The 15,886-nt window shown below is 70.8% G+C and carries 17 protein-coding genes; 9 read left to right on the forward strand and 8 right to left on the reverse strand.

Annotated features, from left to right (window positions below):
- Positions 1-27 precede the first annotated feature (27 nt).
- Positions 28-1,134, reverse strand: a complete 1,107-nt coding sequence (locus ABTX78_RS20750) for a GlxA family transcriptional regulator (RefSeq protein ID WP_352208248.1) — start codon at positions 1,132-1,134, stop codon at positions 28-30.
- A gap of 131 nt (positions 1,135-1,265) precedes the next feature.
- Between ABTX78_RS20750 and ABTX78_RS20755 the strand changes: the two genes are divergently transcribed.
- Both ABTX78_RS20755 and ABTX78_RS20760 read left to right on the forward strand, forming a co-directional pair.
- Positions 1,266-1,679 carry a hypothetical protein gene (locus ABTX78_RS20755; protein ID WP_352208249.1) on the forward strand — a complete coding sequence of 138 codons (414 nt, stop codon included), beginning with the start codon at positions 1,266-1,268 and terminating at the stop codon, positions 1,677-1,679.
- The gene (locus ABTX78_RS20760; RefSeq protein WP_352208250.1) at positions 1,676-2,104 is read left to right on the forward strand and encodes a hypothetical protein; all 429 of its coding nucleotides are present in this window, start codon (positions 1,676-1,678) and stop codon (positions 2,102-2,104) included. The genes ABTX78_RS20755 and ABTX78_RS20760 overlap by 4 nt, the downstream gene beginning before the upstream one ends.
- Positions 2,105-2,448: 344 nt before the next feature.
- On the opposite strand, the gene ABTX78_RS20765 is transcribed toward ABTX78_RS20760, so the two are convergent.
- Together ABTX78_RS20765 and ABTX78_RS20770 are read right to left on the reverse strand one after the other, a co-directional pair.
- Positions 2,449-3,063 (reverse strand): dihydrofolate reductase family protein, encoded by a 615-nt coding sequence (locus tag ABTX78_RS20765; RefSeq protein WP_352208251.1) that lies wholly within the window; start codon positions 3,061-3,063, stop codon positions 2,449-2,451.
- Between the two features lie 536 nt (positions 3,064-3,599).
- Entirely contained in the window at positions 3,600-4,484 is an 885-nt protein-coding gene (locus ABTX78_RS20770) for a hypothetical protein (RefSeq protein ID WP_352208252.1), read from the reverse strand.
- Positions 4,485-4,574: 90 nt separating this feature from the next.
- On the opposite strand from ABTX78_RS20770, the gene ABTX78_RS20775 reads away from it, so the two are divergent.
- From ABTX78_RS20775 to ABTX78_RS20785, 3 genes are all read left to right on the forward strand, one after another.
- Entirely contained in the window at positions 4,575-5,195 is a 621-nt protein-coding gene (locus tag ABTX78_RS20775) for an L-threonylcarbamoyladenylate synthase (RefSeq protein WP_327678501.1), read from the forward strand.
- A 114-nt stretch (positions 5,196-5,309) separates the two neighbouring features.
- Positions 5,310-6,398, forward strand: a complete 1,089-nt coding sequence (locus tag ABTX78_RS20780) for a hypothetical protein (RefSeq protein WP_352208253.1) — start codon at positions 5,310-5,312, stop codon at positions 6,396-6,398.
- Positions 6,399-6,488: 90 nt separating this feature from the next.
- Positions 6,489-7,274, forward strand: a complete 786-nt coding sequence (locus ABTX78_RS20785; RefSeq protein WP_352208254.1) for an HAD-IIA family hydrolase — start codon at positions 6,489-6,491, stop codon at positions 7,272-7,274.
- Position 7,275: 1 nt separating this feature from the next.
- On the opposite strand, the gene ABTX78_RS20790 is transcribed toward ABTX78_RS20785, so the two are convergent.
- On the reverse strand, positions 7,276-7,773 hold the full coding sequence (locus tag ABTX78_RS20790) for a GNAT family N-acetyltransferase (protein WP_352208255.1): 498 nt from the start codon (positions 7,771-7,773) through the stop codon (positions 7,276-7,278).
- A gap of 40 nt (positions 7,774-7,813) precedes the next feature.
- Positions 7,814-8,224, reverse strand: coding sequence for a hypothetical protein (locus ABTX78_RS20795; RefSeq protein ID WP_352208256.1), 411 nt, complete (start codon positions 8,222-8,224; stop codon positions 7,814-7,816).
- A gap of 213 nt (positions 8,225-8,437) precedes the next feature.
- Here ABTX78_RS20795 and ABTX78_RS20800 point away from each other — a divergent pair, with 213 nt between their 5' ends.
- On the forward strand, positions 8,438-9,712 hold the full coding sequence (locus ABTX78_RS20800; RefSeq protein ID WP_352208257.1) for a polysaccharide deacetylase family protein: 1,275 nt from the start codon (positions 8,438-8,440) through the stop codon (positions 9,710-9,712).
- Between the two features lie 206 nt (positions 9,713-9,918).
- On the opposite strand, the gene ABTX78_RS20805 is transcribed toward ABTX78_RS20800, so the two are convergent.
- Entirely contained in the window at positions 9,919-12,039 is a 2,121-nt protein-coding gene (locus ABTX78_RS20805) for a transglycosylase domain-containing protein (RefSeq protein ID WP_502993915.1), read from the reverse strand.
- A gap of 272 nt (positions 12,040-12,311) precedes the next feature.
- Between ABTX78_RS20805 and ABTX78_RS20810 the strand changes: the two genes are divergently transcribed.
- The gene (locus tag ABTX78_RS20810; protein ID WP_352208258.1) at positions 12,312-12,518 is read left to right on the forward strand and encodes a hypothetical protein; all 207 of its coding nucleotides are present in this window, start codon (positions 12,312-12,314) and stop codon (positions 12,516-12,518) included.
- Here ABTX78_RS20810 and ABTX78_RS20815 read toward each other — a convergent pair.
- Complete coding sequence (locus ABTX78_RS20815) at positions 12,439-12,972, reverse strand: NADPH-dependent FMN reductase (protein ID WP_502993922.1); 534 nt, start codon at positions 12,970-12,972, stop codon at positions 12,439-12,441. The two genes, ABTX78_RS20810 and ABTX78_RS20815, sit on opposite strands and share 80 nt — an antisense overlap.
- A 25-nt stretch (positions 12,973-12,997) precedes the next feature.
- Positions 12,998-14,215 carry a cytochrome P450 family protein gene (locus tag ABTX78_RS20820; protein WP_352208260.1) on the reverse strand — a complete coding sequence of 406 codons (1,218 nt, stop codon included), beginning with the start codon at positions 14,213-14,215 and terminating at the stop codon, positions 12,998-13,000.
- A gap of 142 nt (positions 14,216-14,357) precedes the next feature.
- Between ABTX78_RS20820 and ABTX78_RS20825 the strand changes: the two genes are divergently transcribed.
- Complete coding sequence (locus tag ABTX78_RS20825; protein ID WP_352208261.1) at positions 14,358-14,972, forward strand: TetR/AcrR family transcriptional regulator; 615 nt, start codon at positions 14,358-14,360, stop codon at positions 14,970-14,972.
- Positions 14,973-15,074: 102 nt separating this feature from the next.
- Positions 15,075-15,713, forward strand: a complete 639-nt coding sequence (locus tag ABTX78_RS20830) for a LysE family translocator (RefSeq protein WP_352208262.1) — start codon at positions 15,075-15,077, stop codon at positions 15,711-15,713.
- Positions 15,714-15,886: the final 173 nt, after the last annotated feature.

Raw genomic sequence — 15,886 nt, forward strand, 5'->3', positions numbered from 1 at the left:
CTTGGCTGTCTTTGCCGGTCAAACGCATCATCCGCCGCCCTCCATCGGCAAATTATGCCCCGCCGTCGGCTCCGTGCAGGCACGATCACCCCGCACGGCCCGAATATGCTGCCCGGCCCCGGAAGTTGTTCCACGAGCCTTCGGCGGTGAGGCCGCCACGGCGTGGTGCGCATCGGAGTGTGCCTGGGCCGCCCGATAGCGCGAGGGCGGGATCCCGTAGCGGTCGACGAACGCCTGGCGCAGGGTCTCGGCCGTCCCGAAGCCGCAGCGCTTCGCGACGCTCGCCACCGGTAGTCCGGTGGCGGCCAGCAGGTGGGCCGCCGCCTCGGTCCGTGCGTGGCGCACGAACCGGCCCGGTGTCCGGCCGAGATGCTCGAGGAACAGCCGCGTGAGGTGGCGTTCGCTCACCCCTACCAGCGCGGCCAGCGACTTCGTGGTCAGGTCGGCTCCCGGATGGCTGGTGACGTGGTCGACGACGCGGCGTACGAGGTCGTGCTCGGGCGGGGCGGCGGCGACGAACATGCTCATCTGCGCCTGATTGCCCGGCCGTTGCAGATAGGTCACCAGAGCCTGGGCCACTCCTCGCGCCAGCTCGGGGCCGTTGTCCTCCGCGACGAACGCCAGCGTCAGGTCCAGCGCGCTGGTCACGCCGGCCGAGGTGGACACCTGCCCGTCGCGGATGTAGATGGGGCTCGGGTCCACCGTGACCTTCGGATACGTCATGCCGATCTCGTCGGCCCACATCCAATGGGTCGCGGCGCGTCTGCCGTCGAGCAAGCCTGCGGCCGCCAGGACACCGGCGCCGGTGCACACCGACGCCACGCGCCGGCTCTCGCCCGCGAGGCGGCGCACATGGCCCACGATGCGCGGGTTCGCCGCTGCCGCCTTGAACCCCAGGCCCCCGGAGACGATCAACGTGTCCAGCGGGCCCTTGATCCGTTCGAGACACTCCTGTGCCTGGAGAGTCAGCCCCTGGTCGCAGCTGACCGCCCGGCCGCCGGAGGTGGCCAGGCGTACGCGGTACGGAGGCTTGGCGCCTCCCAGATTCGCCGCCTCCAGCGTCGAGGTCACGCAGGCGATGTCCAGCAACTGCGCCTCGTCGTAGGCGACGACGACCACCAACCGCTCGTCCATGGCCCCCATGCTATGTCCGAAAGACAGGGATCCCAAGTATTCGGACACCGCCTTCGGTCTTCCTTGCCGCTGCCTCGCCGGAATCCGAGGGTGAGGACATCGGTCCGGTCGTCACAGCAGGGAGGGTTCTCATGAGCAACGTCGCAGCGGAACAAGGGCACTGGCCGCGCTTCGCACTGCACTACGCGGAGATGGTCGTCGCCATGTTCGCCGGGATGATGGTCTTCGGCGCGGTCGTGGAGGGCATCGTGGCCGCCGCGGACATCGGCTACTCGGCAGAGCGGCAACCGGCCCTCGCCTGTGTGGTGATGACCGTCGAGATGGCGCTCGCAATGGCGATCTGGATGCGCCTGCGAGGCCACCCGCGGGCGGGCATCGCGGAGACGTCGGGGGTCATGTTCGTCCCCCTCCCCGTACTCCTCCCGTTGCTGTGGCTGGGCTTCGTCTCGGACGAGACCCTCATGGTCCTGCTGCATGTGGCGATGTTCCCGCTCATGCTGCTCGTCATGCTCCGCCGCCGCGCCGCCCACGGAGTGGGGTCATGAGACCCTCCGACCTCGCCACGCGGATGCAACCGGTGCTGGTCAGGTACCACTGGCCCAGCTGGGCCGGGGCGGCGACCGTGGCGCTGCTCGCCGTCATCGGGGTGCACACGAAGTTCGCGCACGGCATCGTCGTCGCGGCGATCGTCTACTGGGTCTGGGGCGCTGTACGCGGACAGCTGTGGCGGCCCGGACGGCTGACGCTGGAGACAGCGGGTGTCGTCCTCTTCGGCGCGGTCATGGTGGTGGCCCTGGCTCTCGACGGGGAACAGGCACGGCTGGTGCTCGCGGCGGGATGGCTGGCCCACGCCGGCTGGGATGTCGCACACCACCGCGCAGACCTGATCGTCCCCCGGTGGTACGCGGAGTTCTGCGGCGTCCTCGACGTCCTGCTGGCGGTTGTGGTGCTGACACTGCCGACGTCGTAGAGCCGGTCGTTCGGATCCGGCCGGCCTGCGGTCGGCCATCCGGGCGCGGCGGAACGGCTGTTGCGGGCTGGACGGTTGCGACGGGCCCAACCTGGTGTGCCGGTTCTGCACGGCCGACATCGCGGTGGAGCGGTCGGACTGCTGGACGCCGCAGGAGGTCGTCCTGGTCGCCCAGGCGGTGGAGTTCGTCCTGGCACCGGCCCACCAGATCCCTGGATCCCGAGACCTGCTGGCCGGGGGCGGTGCACTGTGCACCGGCCCCGGCATGGCCGCGAGAGCCGCGGACAGTCGCCGAGGCGTGTCCGGGACCGCCCGCACCTGTCGCGCGGGCCTGGAAGCCGCGACTACTCGGACTGCGGCAGCTGGGTCTTGGCGTCCTCGTAGGTGCCGTCGCCGGAAGACTCGGCGCGGGTGTAGACGAGGTTCAGCACCCCGGTCCGGAAGGTCTCGGACGAGATCAGGGTCAGCGGGATCGGGGCCCCGCCCTCGTCGAACAGGCGCATTCCCTTGCGCACGGCGATCGGGTGCACCAGCAGGCGCAGCTCGTCCAGCAGGCCCGCCTCCAGCAGTTGCCTGACGACGGAGACCGAGCCGCTGATCCCGATGGGACCGTCGCCCGCTTCCTTCTTCAGAGCGGTGACCGCCTGGACGAGGTCGCCGCCGAGCAGCTCGGAGTTCCGCCAGGTGAAGTCGAGCTGCTGGTTCGATACGACGATCTTCCGGACGTCTCCGAGGGTCTTGGCGAAGTGGGCGTCCTCACCGCCGGCCGCTTCGCGCTCCGGCCAGGCTCCGGCAAAGCTGTCGTAGGTCTTACGGCCGAGGAGCAGCGTGTCCGACGGGCTGAGGGCGGCGTCGACCGCCGCACCCATCTCGTCGTTGAAGTAAGGGAAGTGCCACTGATCGGGCGCCTCCACGACGCCGTCGAGCGAGATGAACAGCTGAGCGATGATCTTCTTCATGGTGGGCTCTTCCCCAAGGTCGTCGGTGATGTCCCGTGTGCTTCGGTAGACGGCGCGAGCGGGCAGAAGTCATCGCCCTGCGTCCCCCGGCTTCCGCGCCGGCACCGATCACGGGCCCGGCGTCCTCGCAGGGCCCCGGCGCGGCCCCGACCCAGCGTACGAGCCGCACCCGCGGCGGCCGCGGTGAACCACTCCGAAGGTCTGGCGACGGCCGGGAACAATGCGGGGGCATCCGCGGTTCTGGTTTACGTGGCTGCGGAGGGGACAGTGTCCCCGGGCCTACCCATTGCCCATGGGGAAGATCGTTCGGCTGAAGCCCCATGGAGCCTTTCGCCGCGAGGCGACCGCCCTCCGCCGGCCACCACGAACGGCCCCGGCAGGCCTCCTCAGTCCTCGGCCGGGGCCTTCTCGTGTTCGCAGCGGACCGCACGGGTCGCTCTCCGGTACGCCGAGCAGGGGGCGACGCACCCCGCCGGACCGCGCACCCCACCGGACCGCGCACCGCTCCGCCGCCCCGGGACGCCGACCGGAAGACGTCAGCGCCGAGCGCGGCTGTCCGGCGGCAGGACCCGCTCGATCGCCCGCACCATCGCGGTCGGCCGCATCGGATGCCACACCGACCGGTCGGCGAACGGCCAGGCGTACGTCGGGCTGCCGTCCCGGATGCAGTCGAGGAGCCGCGGCTCGTCAAGCTCCTCGGCCGACCACGCGTAGAGCTGCTGGAGCCGCGGCCCGATCAGGCCGTAGTCCAGGACCCGGCCGATGTTGTGCTCGACGGCGAGGTAGTCGGCCACCGCGTCGTCGAGGGGGTACCGGTCGGGAAGGACGCGCGAGAGGGACAGGAAGATCCCGGCCATCCCGAGCCGGGGGTCGCCGAGCCGTGGACCGAGCGGGGCGAGGCGTCCGAGCGCCAGACGCGGGGCCGAGACCAGGGCGTGGGTGTAGAGGACGCGCAGCAGCACGACATTCATGAAGAAGCGTTCGGGCCGGCTCTCCTCACCGGCCAGGTCACGGTGGTCCAGGTAGGCGGAGGCGATGCTCGCGTTGTGGGCCCGGTACCACGTACGCGCGGTCGGCTCGGAGATGAAGGACATCCACAGTCCGACCGTGGGCGAGGACGCCGTACCGCCGAGTCCGCCGCTGCGGGCGACGGCCTCGCAGCCGTCGCGCAGGAGCCGCTCGTTGACCGCGCGCCACCATGGGCTCCCGGGGAGCGCCCCGTCCATCGGGGCCAGCACACCGCGGCGGATCTGCCAGCGCATGAACGACAGCGACGCCCGCCGGAAGGGCAGATGCTGCGGGGCCCTGCCGACCGGGCCGTGATACGTGCGGGTGACCAGGTCGAGGCGGGCCGCCGGATCGTCCCGCACGGCCTCGACCTGACTCAGTGCCCACGCTGCGGCGGAATTCCCCGAACCCACGGGCCCCATCGTGGGACACGGCCGCTCCCCGTGTCCACCGCCGGCGGAGCCTGCGGAGGCCGAACGGGTTCCAGCCCGTAAGCTCGCCGGATGGCGAAGTACTTCGACGTGCACCCCGAGAACCCTCAGCGGCGCACCATCAGCAGTGTGGCGGACAGCATCCGGTCGGGTGCGCTGGTCGCGTATCCCACGGATTCCTGTTACGCCCTGGGATGCCAGCTGGGCAGTCGTGACGGCATCAGCAGGATCCGGACCATCAGGAACCTCGACGACCGTCACCACTTCACGCTGGTGTGCCAGAACTTCGCGCAGCTCGGGCAGTTCGTGCACATCGACAACGACGTCTTCCGCGCGATCAAGGCGGCGACGCCCGGCAGCTACACCTTCATCCTCCCCGCGACGAAGGAGGTGCCCCGCCAGCTGCTGCACCCCAAGAAGAAGACGGTCGGCGTCAGGATTCCCGACCACGCCGTGGCCCAGGCCCTGCTCGCCGAGCTGGGCGAGCCGCTGCTCTCCAGCACCCTGCTCCTGCCCGACGAGGACGAACCGATGACCCAGGGCTGGGAAATCAAGGAACGGCTCGACCACGTGGTGGACGCGGTGATCGACTCGGGCGACTGCGGCACGGAGCCGACCACGGTCATCGACTTCTCCGGTGGCGGGATCGAGATCGTTCGCCGGGGGGCCGGCGACCCCGAGCGCTTCGAGTAGCCGGGCCGACGGCCGCCGGCGCCTGATCGGCGCTGCGTGCCGGCAGACCGGAACCGCTGTCGGCCGCCCGTCGTGATAGCACCTGGAAGACGGCCGGGACGAGGGGAGTTCGCTGTGTCCACCAGCGATGTGCGGATCGACGGTAACTGTCTGGTGCTGGGCGGGGGAGTACGGGTGCGGTTCATCCGCACGCTGCGGCTTCCGGAGTCCGGCACCCACCCGCTGCCGCCGGGGCTGGGCGAGTTCCCGGTGCGGCGTGTCGCCGACTTCCCGGACACCGTGCCGCCCGAGTGGTCGGCACGCGGTGGGGTCATGCTCCCGGTGTATCTGCGGGAGGCGATGTGGCTGAGCTTCTCCGGCACCGTGGAGCCGGCCGCACTCCAGGTCGGCGTCGGCAAGGTGTGTGCCGTGTCCGGCGAGCGCTGGAGCGGCGAGCTCACGCGGAAGCCGCAGAACTACGTGGTGCTGCCCCGTCAGCCGTGGCTGGACGGCATCAACTCCGGCAAGGGGACAGTGCGTCAGTTCGTCGCCGTACCGCTGGGGATGGGCGCCACCGTGGAGGGCCAGGTGACCGGCGAGGAGACCTGGGGCGGAGTGCAGCTCCAGTCGTTCCCGCTCGCGGACGGTGTCCTCCAGGCCTGGCGCGAGGAGCAGCGGGTCCGCGCCGAGCGCGAGGCGCGGGCCAGGGCGGCGACCGCTCAGGCCGGCTACGGAGGCATGCCGATGCCCGCGGGCGCACCGCCCGCCGCCTTCGACGCCCCGGCCATGGCACCGGCGACGGCCGCGCCGGCGTCGGCCCCGTCCCGGCCGCGGGCCGCCGCGATGGGGCTGGGAGTGGGCGGCACCATGCGCCAAGAGGTCTACCAGGACGACCGGCCGCTGTCCGACTGGGCAAAGACGCCCGCGGGGCGGGTCTTCGTCCACTTGGTGACACCTCCGGAATGGCGTCGCATCACCGGTGAGGCGGCACCCCCGTCGCCGGTCGACCGGGCCGCGTACACGCGTGCCGGACTGCCGTGGTTCGACTACTACGACGACGGTGCGGACGACCTCGCGCCCACCGACTCCCTCGGCGGGGTCGAGCCGGTGGGTGAATGGCTCGGCGACGACTCCGTGCCCTGGCAGGCGCCCGGCGCCCACCAGGTGCACCCCCTCGGTGACGCACCGCAGCCCGGGAAACCGGTGGCCGACGGCGACTGGTGACGTCGCACCGGCGGACGGCCCACCGCACGACCGGGCCGGTCACCGGGAGGCTCCTTGGTCCGGCCCCCGTCCGTCGGTACGGTCGGGGCCATGGAACGGGTCGGCGCTGTCCTCATCGATATCGACGGTGTGCTCACGGTCTCCTGGAAGCCGCTTCCGGGAGCCGTCGAGGCCATGGAACGCGTGCGTGAGGCGGGCGTACCGCTGGCCCTGCTCACCAACACCACGTCGCGTACCAGGAGTTCCATCGCGCGGCTCCTCGTGGACTCGGGCTTCCCGGTCACGGCGGACGACATCCTCACCGCGCCGGCGGCGACCGCCGGGTATCTCACGGAGCACTTCCCCGGGGCCCGGTGCGCGGTCCTCAACAGCGGTGACATCGCCGAGGACCTGGCGGAAGTGACCCTCGTGGACCTCGACGACCCGGACGCCCGCCCCGATGTGGTCGTCGTCGGCGGCGCGGGACCGGAGTTCGGCTACGAGGCCCTCAACACGGCATTCGCCCACCTCCAGCGCGGAGCCCGCCTTCTCGCGATGCACCGCAACCTCTACTGGCGTACGGACGCGGGGCTGCAACTCGACGCGGGTGCCTTCCTCCAGGGCCTGGAACGCGCGGCCGGTGTCGAGGCGGAGGTGCTCGGCAAGCCGGCCGGGGCGTTCTTCGACACCGCCCTGGCCCGTCTCGGCGCGGACGCGTCGCGGACGCTGATGGTGGGCGACGACATCGAGTCCGACGTCCTCGCCGCACAGCGCCGGGGCATCACGGGTGTCCTGGTCAGGACGGGGAAGTACCGTGCCGAGACGCACCGGGCCGCGTCCGGAGAACCCGACCACGTCGTCGACTCGTTCGCGGATGTGCCGGGACTGCTGGCGTAGGTCAGCAGCCTCGCTCGTACTCGACCTGGTCGAGCAGGTTGCCCTCGCCGAAGTCGAAGGCCCGCGTGACGCCGGTCTCGGCAAAGCCGGACTTGGCGTAGAAGCGACGCGACTGCGGGGTGTCGCGCAACGTCCACAGATGCACCCGCGTGAACCCGTCATCGCGGAGGCGGTTCAGCGTCCCCGTCATCAACGCGGCGGCGACCCCGCTGCCCCAGGCGTCTGGATGGCTGTAGAAACTGCAGATCTCCGCCAGACCGGGGAGGGCCGGGGACGGGAGGCAGAGGGACAGCGCCACGGGGCGGTCGTCGAGGACCGCGAGCAGAATCGTCCCCGTTCCTTCCGCGACCCGATCGTGCCACCGGGTCAGCCTGCTCCGGACACCGCGTGCGGCAAAATCGCGCGCGAAGAAGGGGGCGTAGGCCGCCTCCCAGGCGGCGGCATGGATCTCACCCAGCACACGCCCGTCGTCCGGCTCAGCCTGGCGCACTGTGATCATCGGCTCATCCTCGTGATGTCGCTCGGTCGTGCCGGTCCGGTCAGGCCTGCGGTCGGAGGGACCACGGGCGGAGCCGGCCCGGCCAGGTGGCCCAGCGCAGGGAGTCGCACTCCTCCGGCGGCAGCAGGCCCGCGCCGACGAGTGCCGCGCGGCCGGCCTGATGGCCGGCGATCCGGTAGCCGTACTCGGACGAATCCACCTCATGGTGTCTGCCGTCCGTGAGCAGTACCGCGGCCGCCACTCCGCCCAGCCCGTCCAGCAGGCCCTCCCGTAGCGCCGGCACGTACTCCGGGGGCAGCCGGTCCTCCGGCAGGGCGTTCCGGAACTCCAACACCGCGTCCGCGCGGGGCGGTTCGAACGTGGCGACGATGTACGCGAAGGGGCCGCAGGCGCCGATGTTCATCTTGACGTGGACACGGACGTCGGGTACCCGTACAGGCAGGCCGGTCATGGCCGACACCGTAGAGGTGTCCCGGACCGGCGGTCGACCGGTTTGACGTAGGGCGAGGCTGATCACGGCACTGTCACTGGCGGCGCGTCGGCCACATCCGCCCGTGCAAAACACGTCACATCACGGACCACTTCCGCCCTGTTCCGAATCAACACGTATATTCGGACAGGTGTAACCGGGGGCGTGTGTTCGTTTTTTCTGGGGGCGGAATCTATGGCGCAGAGTGTGAGGGCCCAAGCACGTGCCCGTGCCCGCAAACGGGCACGCATCCGGTTCGGAGCCGCGGGGGTGGCTGCCGTCGTGGCCGGCGCGGTGGGAATCCTGGCGTTGACCGGCGGGGACGGGGACGGCGCCGCCAACGCGGCGTCACGCACGGGCGTGGGGGAGAAGTCCGCCAAGGGCGACGAGGAGAAGTGGGACGGCACGACCAAGGTGCTGGGGGACGGCTCGACCTCCTACACCGGGCCGCAGCCCAAGCAGCTCGAACCCAAGAAGCTCAAGCCGGGGGAGAAGCCCCCGCAGTTCGTCGTGTTCTCCTGGGACGGGGCCCTGGAGGGCGACGACCGGACGTTCTCCCGCTTCCGCCAGGTGGCCAAGGAGAGCGACGCCACCATGACGTTCTTCCTCACGGGCATCTACCTGCTGCCCAAGGACAAGGCCGACCTGTACCGCCCCCCGCAGCACGAGGTCGGCGAGGCCGCGATCTCGTACCCCACGGACGAACACATCCGCACCACCCTGAAGGAGCTCGGCGGCGCCTGGAAGGACGGCCACGAGATCGGCTCCCACTTCAACGGGCACTTCTGCGGTGAGAAGGGCGGCGGCGACTGGAGCGTCCAGGAGTGGCAGAGCGAGATCGAGCAGACCTACGGGTTCGTCAAGAAGTGGAAGACGAACACCGGCCTGAAGGATCTGCCGCCGCTGCCCTTCGACGTCCAGAAGGAGACCGTGGGCGGCCGTGCTCCGTGCCTGGAGGGCCAGAAGAACCTGATCCCCGCGATCAAGAAGTTCGGCTGGCGCTACGACGCGAGCTCGTCCGGCGACTTCCAGATATGGCCGTCCAAGATCAACGGCATCTGGAACTTCCCGCTGCAGCTCCTGCCCTACCCGGGCAAGGAACTCCAGGTCCTCGCCATGGACTTCAACTTCCTCTACAACCAGTCCGGCGGTACCACCGAAGGTGATCCGTCGCGCTACGCGGAGTGGGAGAAGGAGACCCGCGACGCCTACCTCAACGGCTTCGAGCGGGTCTACAACGGCAGCCGCGCCCCCATGTTCATCGGCAACCACTTCGAGAACTGGAACGGCGGCATCTACATGGACGCCGTGGAGGACGTCATGCGGAAGGTGTGCCCCCGCTCCGACGTGAAGTGCGTGTCGTTCCGCGAACTCAGCGACTGGCTCGACGTGCAGGACCCCAAGGTCCTCGCCAATCTGCGCGGTCTCGACCCGGCGCAGTCCCCGGACTGGAAGACGCTGATCGACTGAGGGCCGTCCCGTCATCCCCGATCGGGCGGCGCGCTGTGCCGGATGGCGCATTGCACGGCGGAAGGTCGTCGCCGGGACCGCCCGTGCCCGCCGGCAGCGGCACGCGCACCCGGCCGGGCCGTGGCCTGCGACCGCCGCTCGCACCCTGGTCGCCGCACGCCCCTGGCCCGGCCGCCCCCCAGCCCGTCACGCCCGGCCGCCGGTCATCACGCCGTCGACATGTGGTCCTTCCAGATCTTCGTCGCCATGGAGACCGGTGAGTCGGCGTCCGGCCCGCCCAGCCCCTTGAGCGGCAACAGTTCCAGCTTCCTCAGGTCCGTCCGGTAGAGCACCACCGCCGTGGACTCCTGCGGTGTGTACCCGACGAACCAGGCCGCCATGTCGTCCTGCGTCGTCCCGGTCTTGCCGGCCGCGTCCTCGCCGACCGACTTGGCCGCCCGTCCACTGCCCTCCTGGACCGAGTCCCGGAGGGCGTCGGTGACCTTGGCGGCCACATCGGGGCTCATCGCCCGGTCCGCGTCCGGCCGGGGCAGCCGCAGCAGCTTTCCGTTACGGGTCACCTTCAGCACCGAGTAGGGCTCGGTGTGCATGCCTCCCGCGGCGAAGGTCCCGTACGCGGTCGCCATGCGGATGGCACTGGGCTTGGAGTTGCCGAGCGAGAACTCCGGTATGGAGCGTCCGAAACTGGAGGTCAGCAGCCCGGAGTCGGCCGCCGTCTTGCGGACCTTGTCCAGGCCGACGTCCATGCCCAGCTGGAGGAACGGCGTGTTGACCGAGTTGGCCAGGGCCGTGCGCAGGCTGATCGCCTCGCCCCACGACCGGTTCTCGTCGTTGCGTCCCTTGACGATCTTGCCACTGCGGTCCCAGTACGGGCCCTCCGGCGTACGGACCGCGATGTTGTCGTTGCCGTTGTAGAGGGTGTCCGGGGACACCGGAACGCGCGGCGTCTCCCGTTCCTTCTGGACGCCCTCGGCGAGTCCCGCGGCGTACACGAACGGCGTGAAGGCCGAACCGGCGGGCACGGTCACCGCGTTCGCCTCGTTGAAACCCTGCTTGAGGTAGTCGGGCCCGCCGTACACGGCCAGAATGCGGCCGTTCGGGGCGACGGACGCGGCGCCGGTCTTCACGTACGTGTCGGTGGGACGCTTCTTCGGGTCGAACGTGGCCCGCACCTTCTCCACCGACGAGGTCAGCGAGGCGACCCGCTGCTTGTCGAACGTCGTGTAGATCTGGTAGCCGCCGAGGTCGAACTGTGCGTCGGAGATCTCCACGTGCTTGGACGTGTAGTCCTTCGCCAGCTCCACCAGATAGCCCTGCTGGCCGCTCAGATTGCCCTGCGGCGCCGAGGGCTTCGGCTCGGGGAACTTCGTGTACCGGGCCCGCTCCTCGCGTGAGAGCTTGCCGACCGCCACCATCCGGTCGAGCGTCCAGCTCCACCGCTGCTCCGCCCGCTCGCGGTTCTTGGCGCTGATGGTCGGGTCGTAGAGCGCGGCGCCCTTGAGCAGCGAGGCCAGGAAGGCGCCCTCGCTGGCGTTGAGCTGCGAGGCCTCTTTGCCGTAGTACGCCTGTGACGCCCGCTGGATGCCGTACGTCCCGCGGCCGAACCAGCTCGTGTTGAGGTACCCCTCCAGGATCTCCTTCTTGCTCAGCCGGTTGTCCAGCTTCACCGCGAGCAGGACTTCGGTGAACTTCCGGGAGTAGGTCTGGTCCTGGTTCAGATAGGCGTTCTTGATGTACTGCTGGGTGATGGTCGAGCCGCCCTCGGTGTTGCCGCCGCCGACCATGTGACCGAGCGCCCTGAGGATGCCCGACACGGAGATGCCGGGGTCGGAGTAGAAGTTGGCGTTCTCGGCGGAGAGAACCGCCCACTGGACGTCCTCCGGCACCTGGTCGAGTGATGTCTCCTGCCGGCTGACCCAGCCGGACCGTGCCATCTGCGTCCCGTCGGACCAGTAGTAGACGTTGTCCTGCTGGGTGGCGAACTCGTTGAGGTTCTTGGGTATGTCGGTCTTGACGTAGGCGAACATCACCAGCAGCGTCACACCGGCCGTGGAGACCAGGAACAGGCTCAGGGACTGGCGCCACGACGGCACCCAGCGCCGCCAGCCCTGCCGGGCCGAGCGCGGGTAGTCCACGCTGTGCCACATGTCCGCCAGCCGGGTGCGCAGTCCGAGCGCGCGCACGACCCGCTTGACGTTCGGCTGCCGCATCGCCTCCTGGAGGCGCACGACCCTGAGGCGCGTGCGGAGGCTGCTCAGTGCGGTGCGGCCGGAGGCCGGTGCGGCGTCGTCGCCGTCCGTCCCGGGCCCTCGTCCGTGTTTACCCATGGTCCGGCACCACCCCGCGCCGTCGGACGGTCCCGACGTCCTCACCGTTGAACATCTAGCCCCACGCCTCCCAGTGGCCCTGGCCGGACCACTCCCCAAGGGTTCACCCTACGAAGCGCCGTATGTCCGTCGGCACCCGGGGTCCCCGGAAGGGAGGCCCTGCCGGCCGGCGGCGTGCCGCACCGGCCAGACGAGTGTTTTAGGAGGAGGGGGAGCGCGCGCGGACGGGGGGTGGGTACGAGGGGACACATCGGACCGAACAGGGAGAGACCATGACCGATGCACAGTCCGGCGCGAACCCTCCGCCCGACGACTCCGTCACGCCCGACTCGCTGCTGCACACCGGCGCCGAGGGCGAGGTCTCACCCGAGGATCTCGTTCTCGCCTCGGGGCGGGACCTCACCCCGGAGAACCTGGCCTGGGCGCAGCGCAAGATGGCCGAGGAAGGCCCCGGCGCCATCGACAAACTGCTGCCCTGACCGCCGGGCGCGGGCGGCTGCCGAAGGTGGTGGGGCCGGGGGTCCCGCCCCCGGGCCCAGGGTTCCGCCCGGTCTCGCGACGCGGCCGCCGAGACGGCCCGCAGCGGCGCCGGCGGCCGGCTCCAGGAGACGACCTGGTCGGGTGTCGTCGTGAGCGCGTCCCGCCGGAGGTCACCCGTATTGAACCCGCTGACGCTCTCGAAGTCCGTGAACTGCGACAACGCGCTCTGCGCACGCCCATCGGCCACCCGGAGCTCCCCGCTGTCCGGCGCAGGCTCCACCGCGCGGGTGCTTCGCCGGCCGAGCCGTGGCCGACGAAGCCGACGGCCTTGATGGTCCACTCGGCGTAGAGGAAGTCGACGGCGTTGCTCAGCGCGCCGGACGGGGAGAGGCTGTACTCAGGCGTCACCACCACGAAGCCGTCGACGGAGGCGACCTTGTTCGCCCGGCTCAGCGGGTGTCCCCGCCCGGGCTTCTCCTCACCACGTCACGTCCAGCCGGTCCAGTCCTCGCAGCAGGCTGGGCCGCCACGCGGGCGGAGCGGACGGGTCGGCGAGAGCGAGGCCCGGCAGGCGTTCGAGCAGGGTTCGCAGAGCGACCGCGGACTCCATCCGAGCCAGCGGAGCGCCCAGGCAGTGATGGATGCCATGGCCGAACGACAGATGCGTACGCGTGGCGGCCGGGTCGCGGTGGATGTCGAAGCGGTCGGGTTCGGCGAACACCGCCGGGTCGCGGTTGGCTGCGGCCAGGCTCAGCACGACGGGGTCGCCCTTGGGGACGGTGATGCCGGCGATCGTCACGTCGGTCACCGGATAGCGATAGGCCGCGGCGAGGGCAGGGGGTTCGTAGCGCATGGCTTCCTCCACGGCGCCTTCGAGGAGGGTCCAGTCCGCGCGGAGGGCCGCGAGCTGCTCCGGGTTGCGGAGCAGCAGATGCAGGGCGCTCGATATCAGGTTGGCCGTCGTCTCATGGCCGGCCACCAGGAGCAGGAAGGCCATCCCGAGCAACTCCGGTGCCGTCAAAGGCTCTTCCTCTGTGTTGTCGGCATGGGCGAGAGCGTGCAGCAGGTCGCCCCGTGCCGATCCGGCCGCCTCGGTCTCCGCCGGTGACGGAAGGGCGCGCTTGGCCACGATCAGGTCGGTGAGATACGCCGTCATCGCCGACCCGGCGGCCGACGCGGCCTCGTGACCGGTGGCCGCGACGATCTCGGCGGACCAGGCACGGAAGGGGCCGCGGTCCTCCTCCGGTACGCCGAGGAGTTCGCAGATCACCGTCACCGGCAGCGGAAAGGCGTAGGCGTCGACCAGGTCCGCCTCCCGGGCCGATGCCAACGCGTCGACCAGACCGTCGGCCGTCTCCTGGACGCGCCCGCGCATCGCCCGGACGCGGTGCCGGGTGAACTCGCGTGCCACCAGCCGTCGTAGCCGGGTGTGGTCCGGCGGGTCGACCTGGAGCAGGTTCCGCCCGATCGAGTACCCGCCGTCGTGGGTCCAGGACGCGGAGTGCCGTACGTCGTTGCGCAGCCGCTCGTCGGCCAGCGCGGCCCGTACCGCTCGGGCGTCGGTCACCAGCCAGGCGGCCTCCTCCGACGGCAGGAGCAGATGGTGGATGCCTCCCCGGGCGCGAAGTTCCGCGTAGCGGCTGTGCGGATCGGCGGTGAAGCGGTCCGGGTCGGGGACCAGTTCGACGAGCGTCACGGTGCCTGCCCTCCGGGGTCGTGGACGTGCGGGGGATGACGGCGGCCGCGGCCCGTCCATCAAATGGGGACTGCTCCCCGCTTATGTTTTTCGACCGTAGCAGAAAGTGGGGAGTGCTCCACGGTTCGGGTAGCGTGAGGACGTGAGACAAGACGCGGAACGCAACCGGCTACGGATCCTCGAAGCAGCACGGGAGGTCTACGCGGAGCAGGGCGTCGAGGCCCCGCTCGACGTGATCGCCCGCCGGGCGGGCGTCGGCAACGCCACGCTCTACCGGCGGTTCCCGGACCGTGCCGCCCTGATCGAGGCGGTGTTCCACGACCTGCTGGCAGCGACGCGTGACGCGGGCGAGCGTGCCCGCGCGGCGGAGGATCCGTGGGCAGGCCTGGTCGGCTACGTGATGCACATCTTCACGGGGCTCGCCGCCGACCGGGGCGTCACCGATCTGATGACCACGACGATCCCCGGAATCCCTTCCCTGGAGGACCTGCACGCCCACAACGCCGAAACCCTCGGCCTGCTGCTCGCCCGCTGCCGCGAGAGCGGCACGGTCTGCGAGGACGTGACGGTGGAGGACCTGCTCTTCGTCCTCGCCGCCCTGGGCCGCGCCGTCCCCGCGGCCGAGGCGGCGTCGCCCGGCGCATGGCGGCGTCCGCTGGCGCTCCTCCTCAATGGGCTGCGGGCCACGGGCGCGTCCCTGCCCGGCCCCGCGCCGACTCCGGGCGGGCTGGAGCGCGCGCTGTCGCGACTGCACTGATCGCGTCGGCCGCCGGACGACGTGCCGGTGGCCCGTAGGCGGCGGATCCGCAGGCGGAAAAGGGCTGCGGACGCGAGCGGGGCTCTGGCTACGATCGGCCGCATGGTGTCCACCGACCGTCTCCTCGCCTTCGCGGCGATGTCCTTCCTGCTGATCGTGATACCCGGCCCGAGCGTGCTGTTCGTGGTCGGGAGGGCGTTGGCGCAGGGCCGTCGCGCCGCGCTGACCACGGTCGTGGGGAACACGCTCGGTGCCTGCGTCCTCGTCGTCGCCGTGGCCCTCGGGGTCGGGGCAGTCGTTGAGCGCTCGGTCGTCGTCTTCACCACGCTGAAGCTGGTGGGCGCCGCGTACCTGGTGTACCTGGGGATCAAGGCCGTACGGGAACGCGGGTCGTTGCACGCCGCGTTCCCGGGCGGCACTCCTGCGCACAGCAGTTGGCGCACGCTCGCGGACGGGTTCGCCGTCGGGGTGGCCAACCCGAAGACCATCGTGTTCTTCGCCGCCGTGCTGCCGCAGTTCGTCGACCGCGGCCAGGGAGACGTCACGGCCCAGATGCTGCTGCTCGGCCTGGTCTTCAACATCATCGCGCTGGCCTCCGACAGCATCTGGGGGCTGGTCGCCGCCACCGCGCGGAGCTGGTTCGCCAGGTCGCCGCGGCGGCTGGCACTCGTCGGCGGGGTGGGCGGGGTGACCATGATCGGCCTCGGTGTCACGGTCGCCGCGACGGGCCGCAAGGACTGACACCGCCCCCACCTCGTCCAGCGGCCGGTGGGGCGATTGCGTACGGTGGCCGGGCACGGGCGGTGACCGGTGTGACGCTGCGGAAACGCCGGCAGGTGCGCGCTCGGCTCCCGACGGTGGCCCAAACGGAGCGCCCGGCTGGTCGGCCCGGCCCGTCCCGGAGGCTCGTCCTG

The sequence above is a fragment of the Streptomyces sp. NPDC096193 genome, from assembly GCF_040302905.1.
Lineage (GTDB): Bacteria > Actinomycetota > Actinomycetes > Streptomycetales > Streptomycetaceae > Streptomyces.

Excerpts from the sequence above, each read along its gene's own strand:
- ABTX78_RS20830 (WP_352208262.1), top strand. The coding sequence starts at position 15,075 with ATGGTGTCCACCGACCGTCTCCTCGCCTTCGCGGCGATGTCCTTCCTG.
- ABTX78_RS20775 (WP_327678501.1), top strand. The coding sequence starts at position 4,575 with ATGGCGAAGTACTTCGACGTGCACCCCGAGAACCCTCAGCGGCGCACC.
- ABTX78_RS20810 (WP_352208258.1), top strand. The coding sequence starts at position 12,312 with ATGACCGATGCACAGTCCGGCGCGAACCCTCCGCCCGACGACTCCGTC.
- ABTX78_RS20800 (WP_352208257.1), top strand. The coding sequence starts at position 8,438 with ATGGCGCAGAGTGTGAGGGCCCAAGCACGTGCCCGTGCCCGCAAACGG.
- ABTX78_RS20785 (WP_352208254.1), top strand. The coding sequence starts at position 6,489 with ATGGAACGGGTCGGCGCTGTCCTCATCGATATCGACGGTGTGCTCACG.
- ABTX78_RS20790 (WP_352208255.1), bottom strand. The coding sequence starts at position 7,773 with ATGATCACAGTGCGCCAGGCTGAGCCGGACGACGGGCGTGTGCTGGGT.
- ABTX78_RS20760 (WP_352208250.1), top strand. The coding sequence starts at position 1,676 with ATGAGACCCTCCGACCTCGCCACGCGGATGCAACCGGTGCTGGTCAGG.
- ABTX78_RS20795 (WP_352208256.1), bottom strand. The coding sequence starts at position 8,224 with ATGACCGGCCTGCCTGTACGGGTACCCGACGTCCGTGTCCACGTCAAG.
- ABTX78_RS20765 (WP_352208251.1), bottom strand. The coding sequence starts at position 3,063 with ATGAAGAAGATCATCGCTCAGCTGTTCATCTCGCTCGACGGCGTCGTG.
- ABTX78_RS20755 (WP_352208249.1), top strand. The coding sequence starts at position 1,266 with ATGAGCAACGTCGCAGCGGAACAAGGGCACTGGCCGCGCTTCGCACTG.
- ABTX78_RS20750 (WP_352208248.1), bottom strand. The coding sequence starts at position 1,134 with ATGGACGAGCGGTTGGTGGTCGTCGTCGCCTACGACGAGGCGCAGTTG.
- ABTX78_RS20805 (WP_502993915.1), bottom strand. The coding sequence starts at position 12,039 with ATGGGTAAACACGGACGAGGGCCCGGGACGGACGGCGACGACGCCGCA.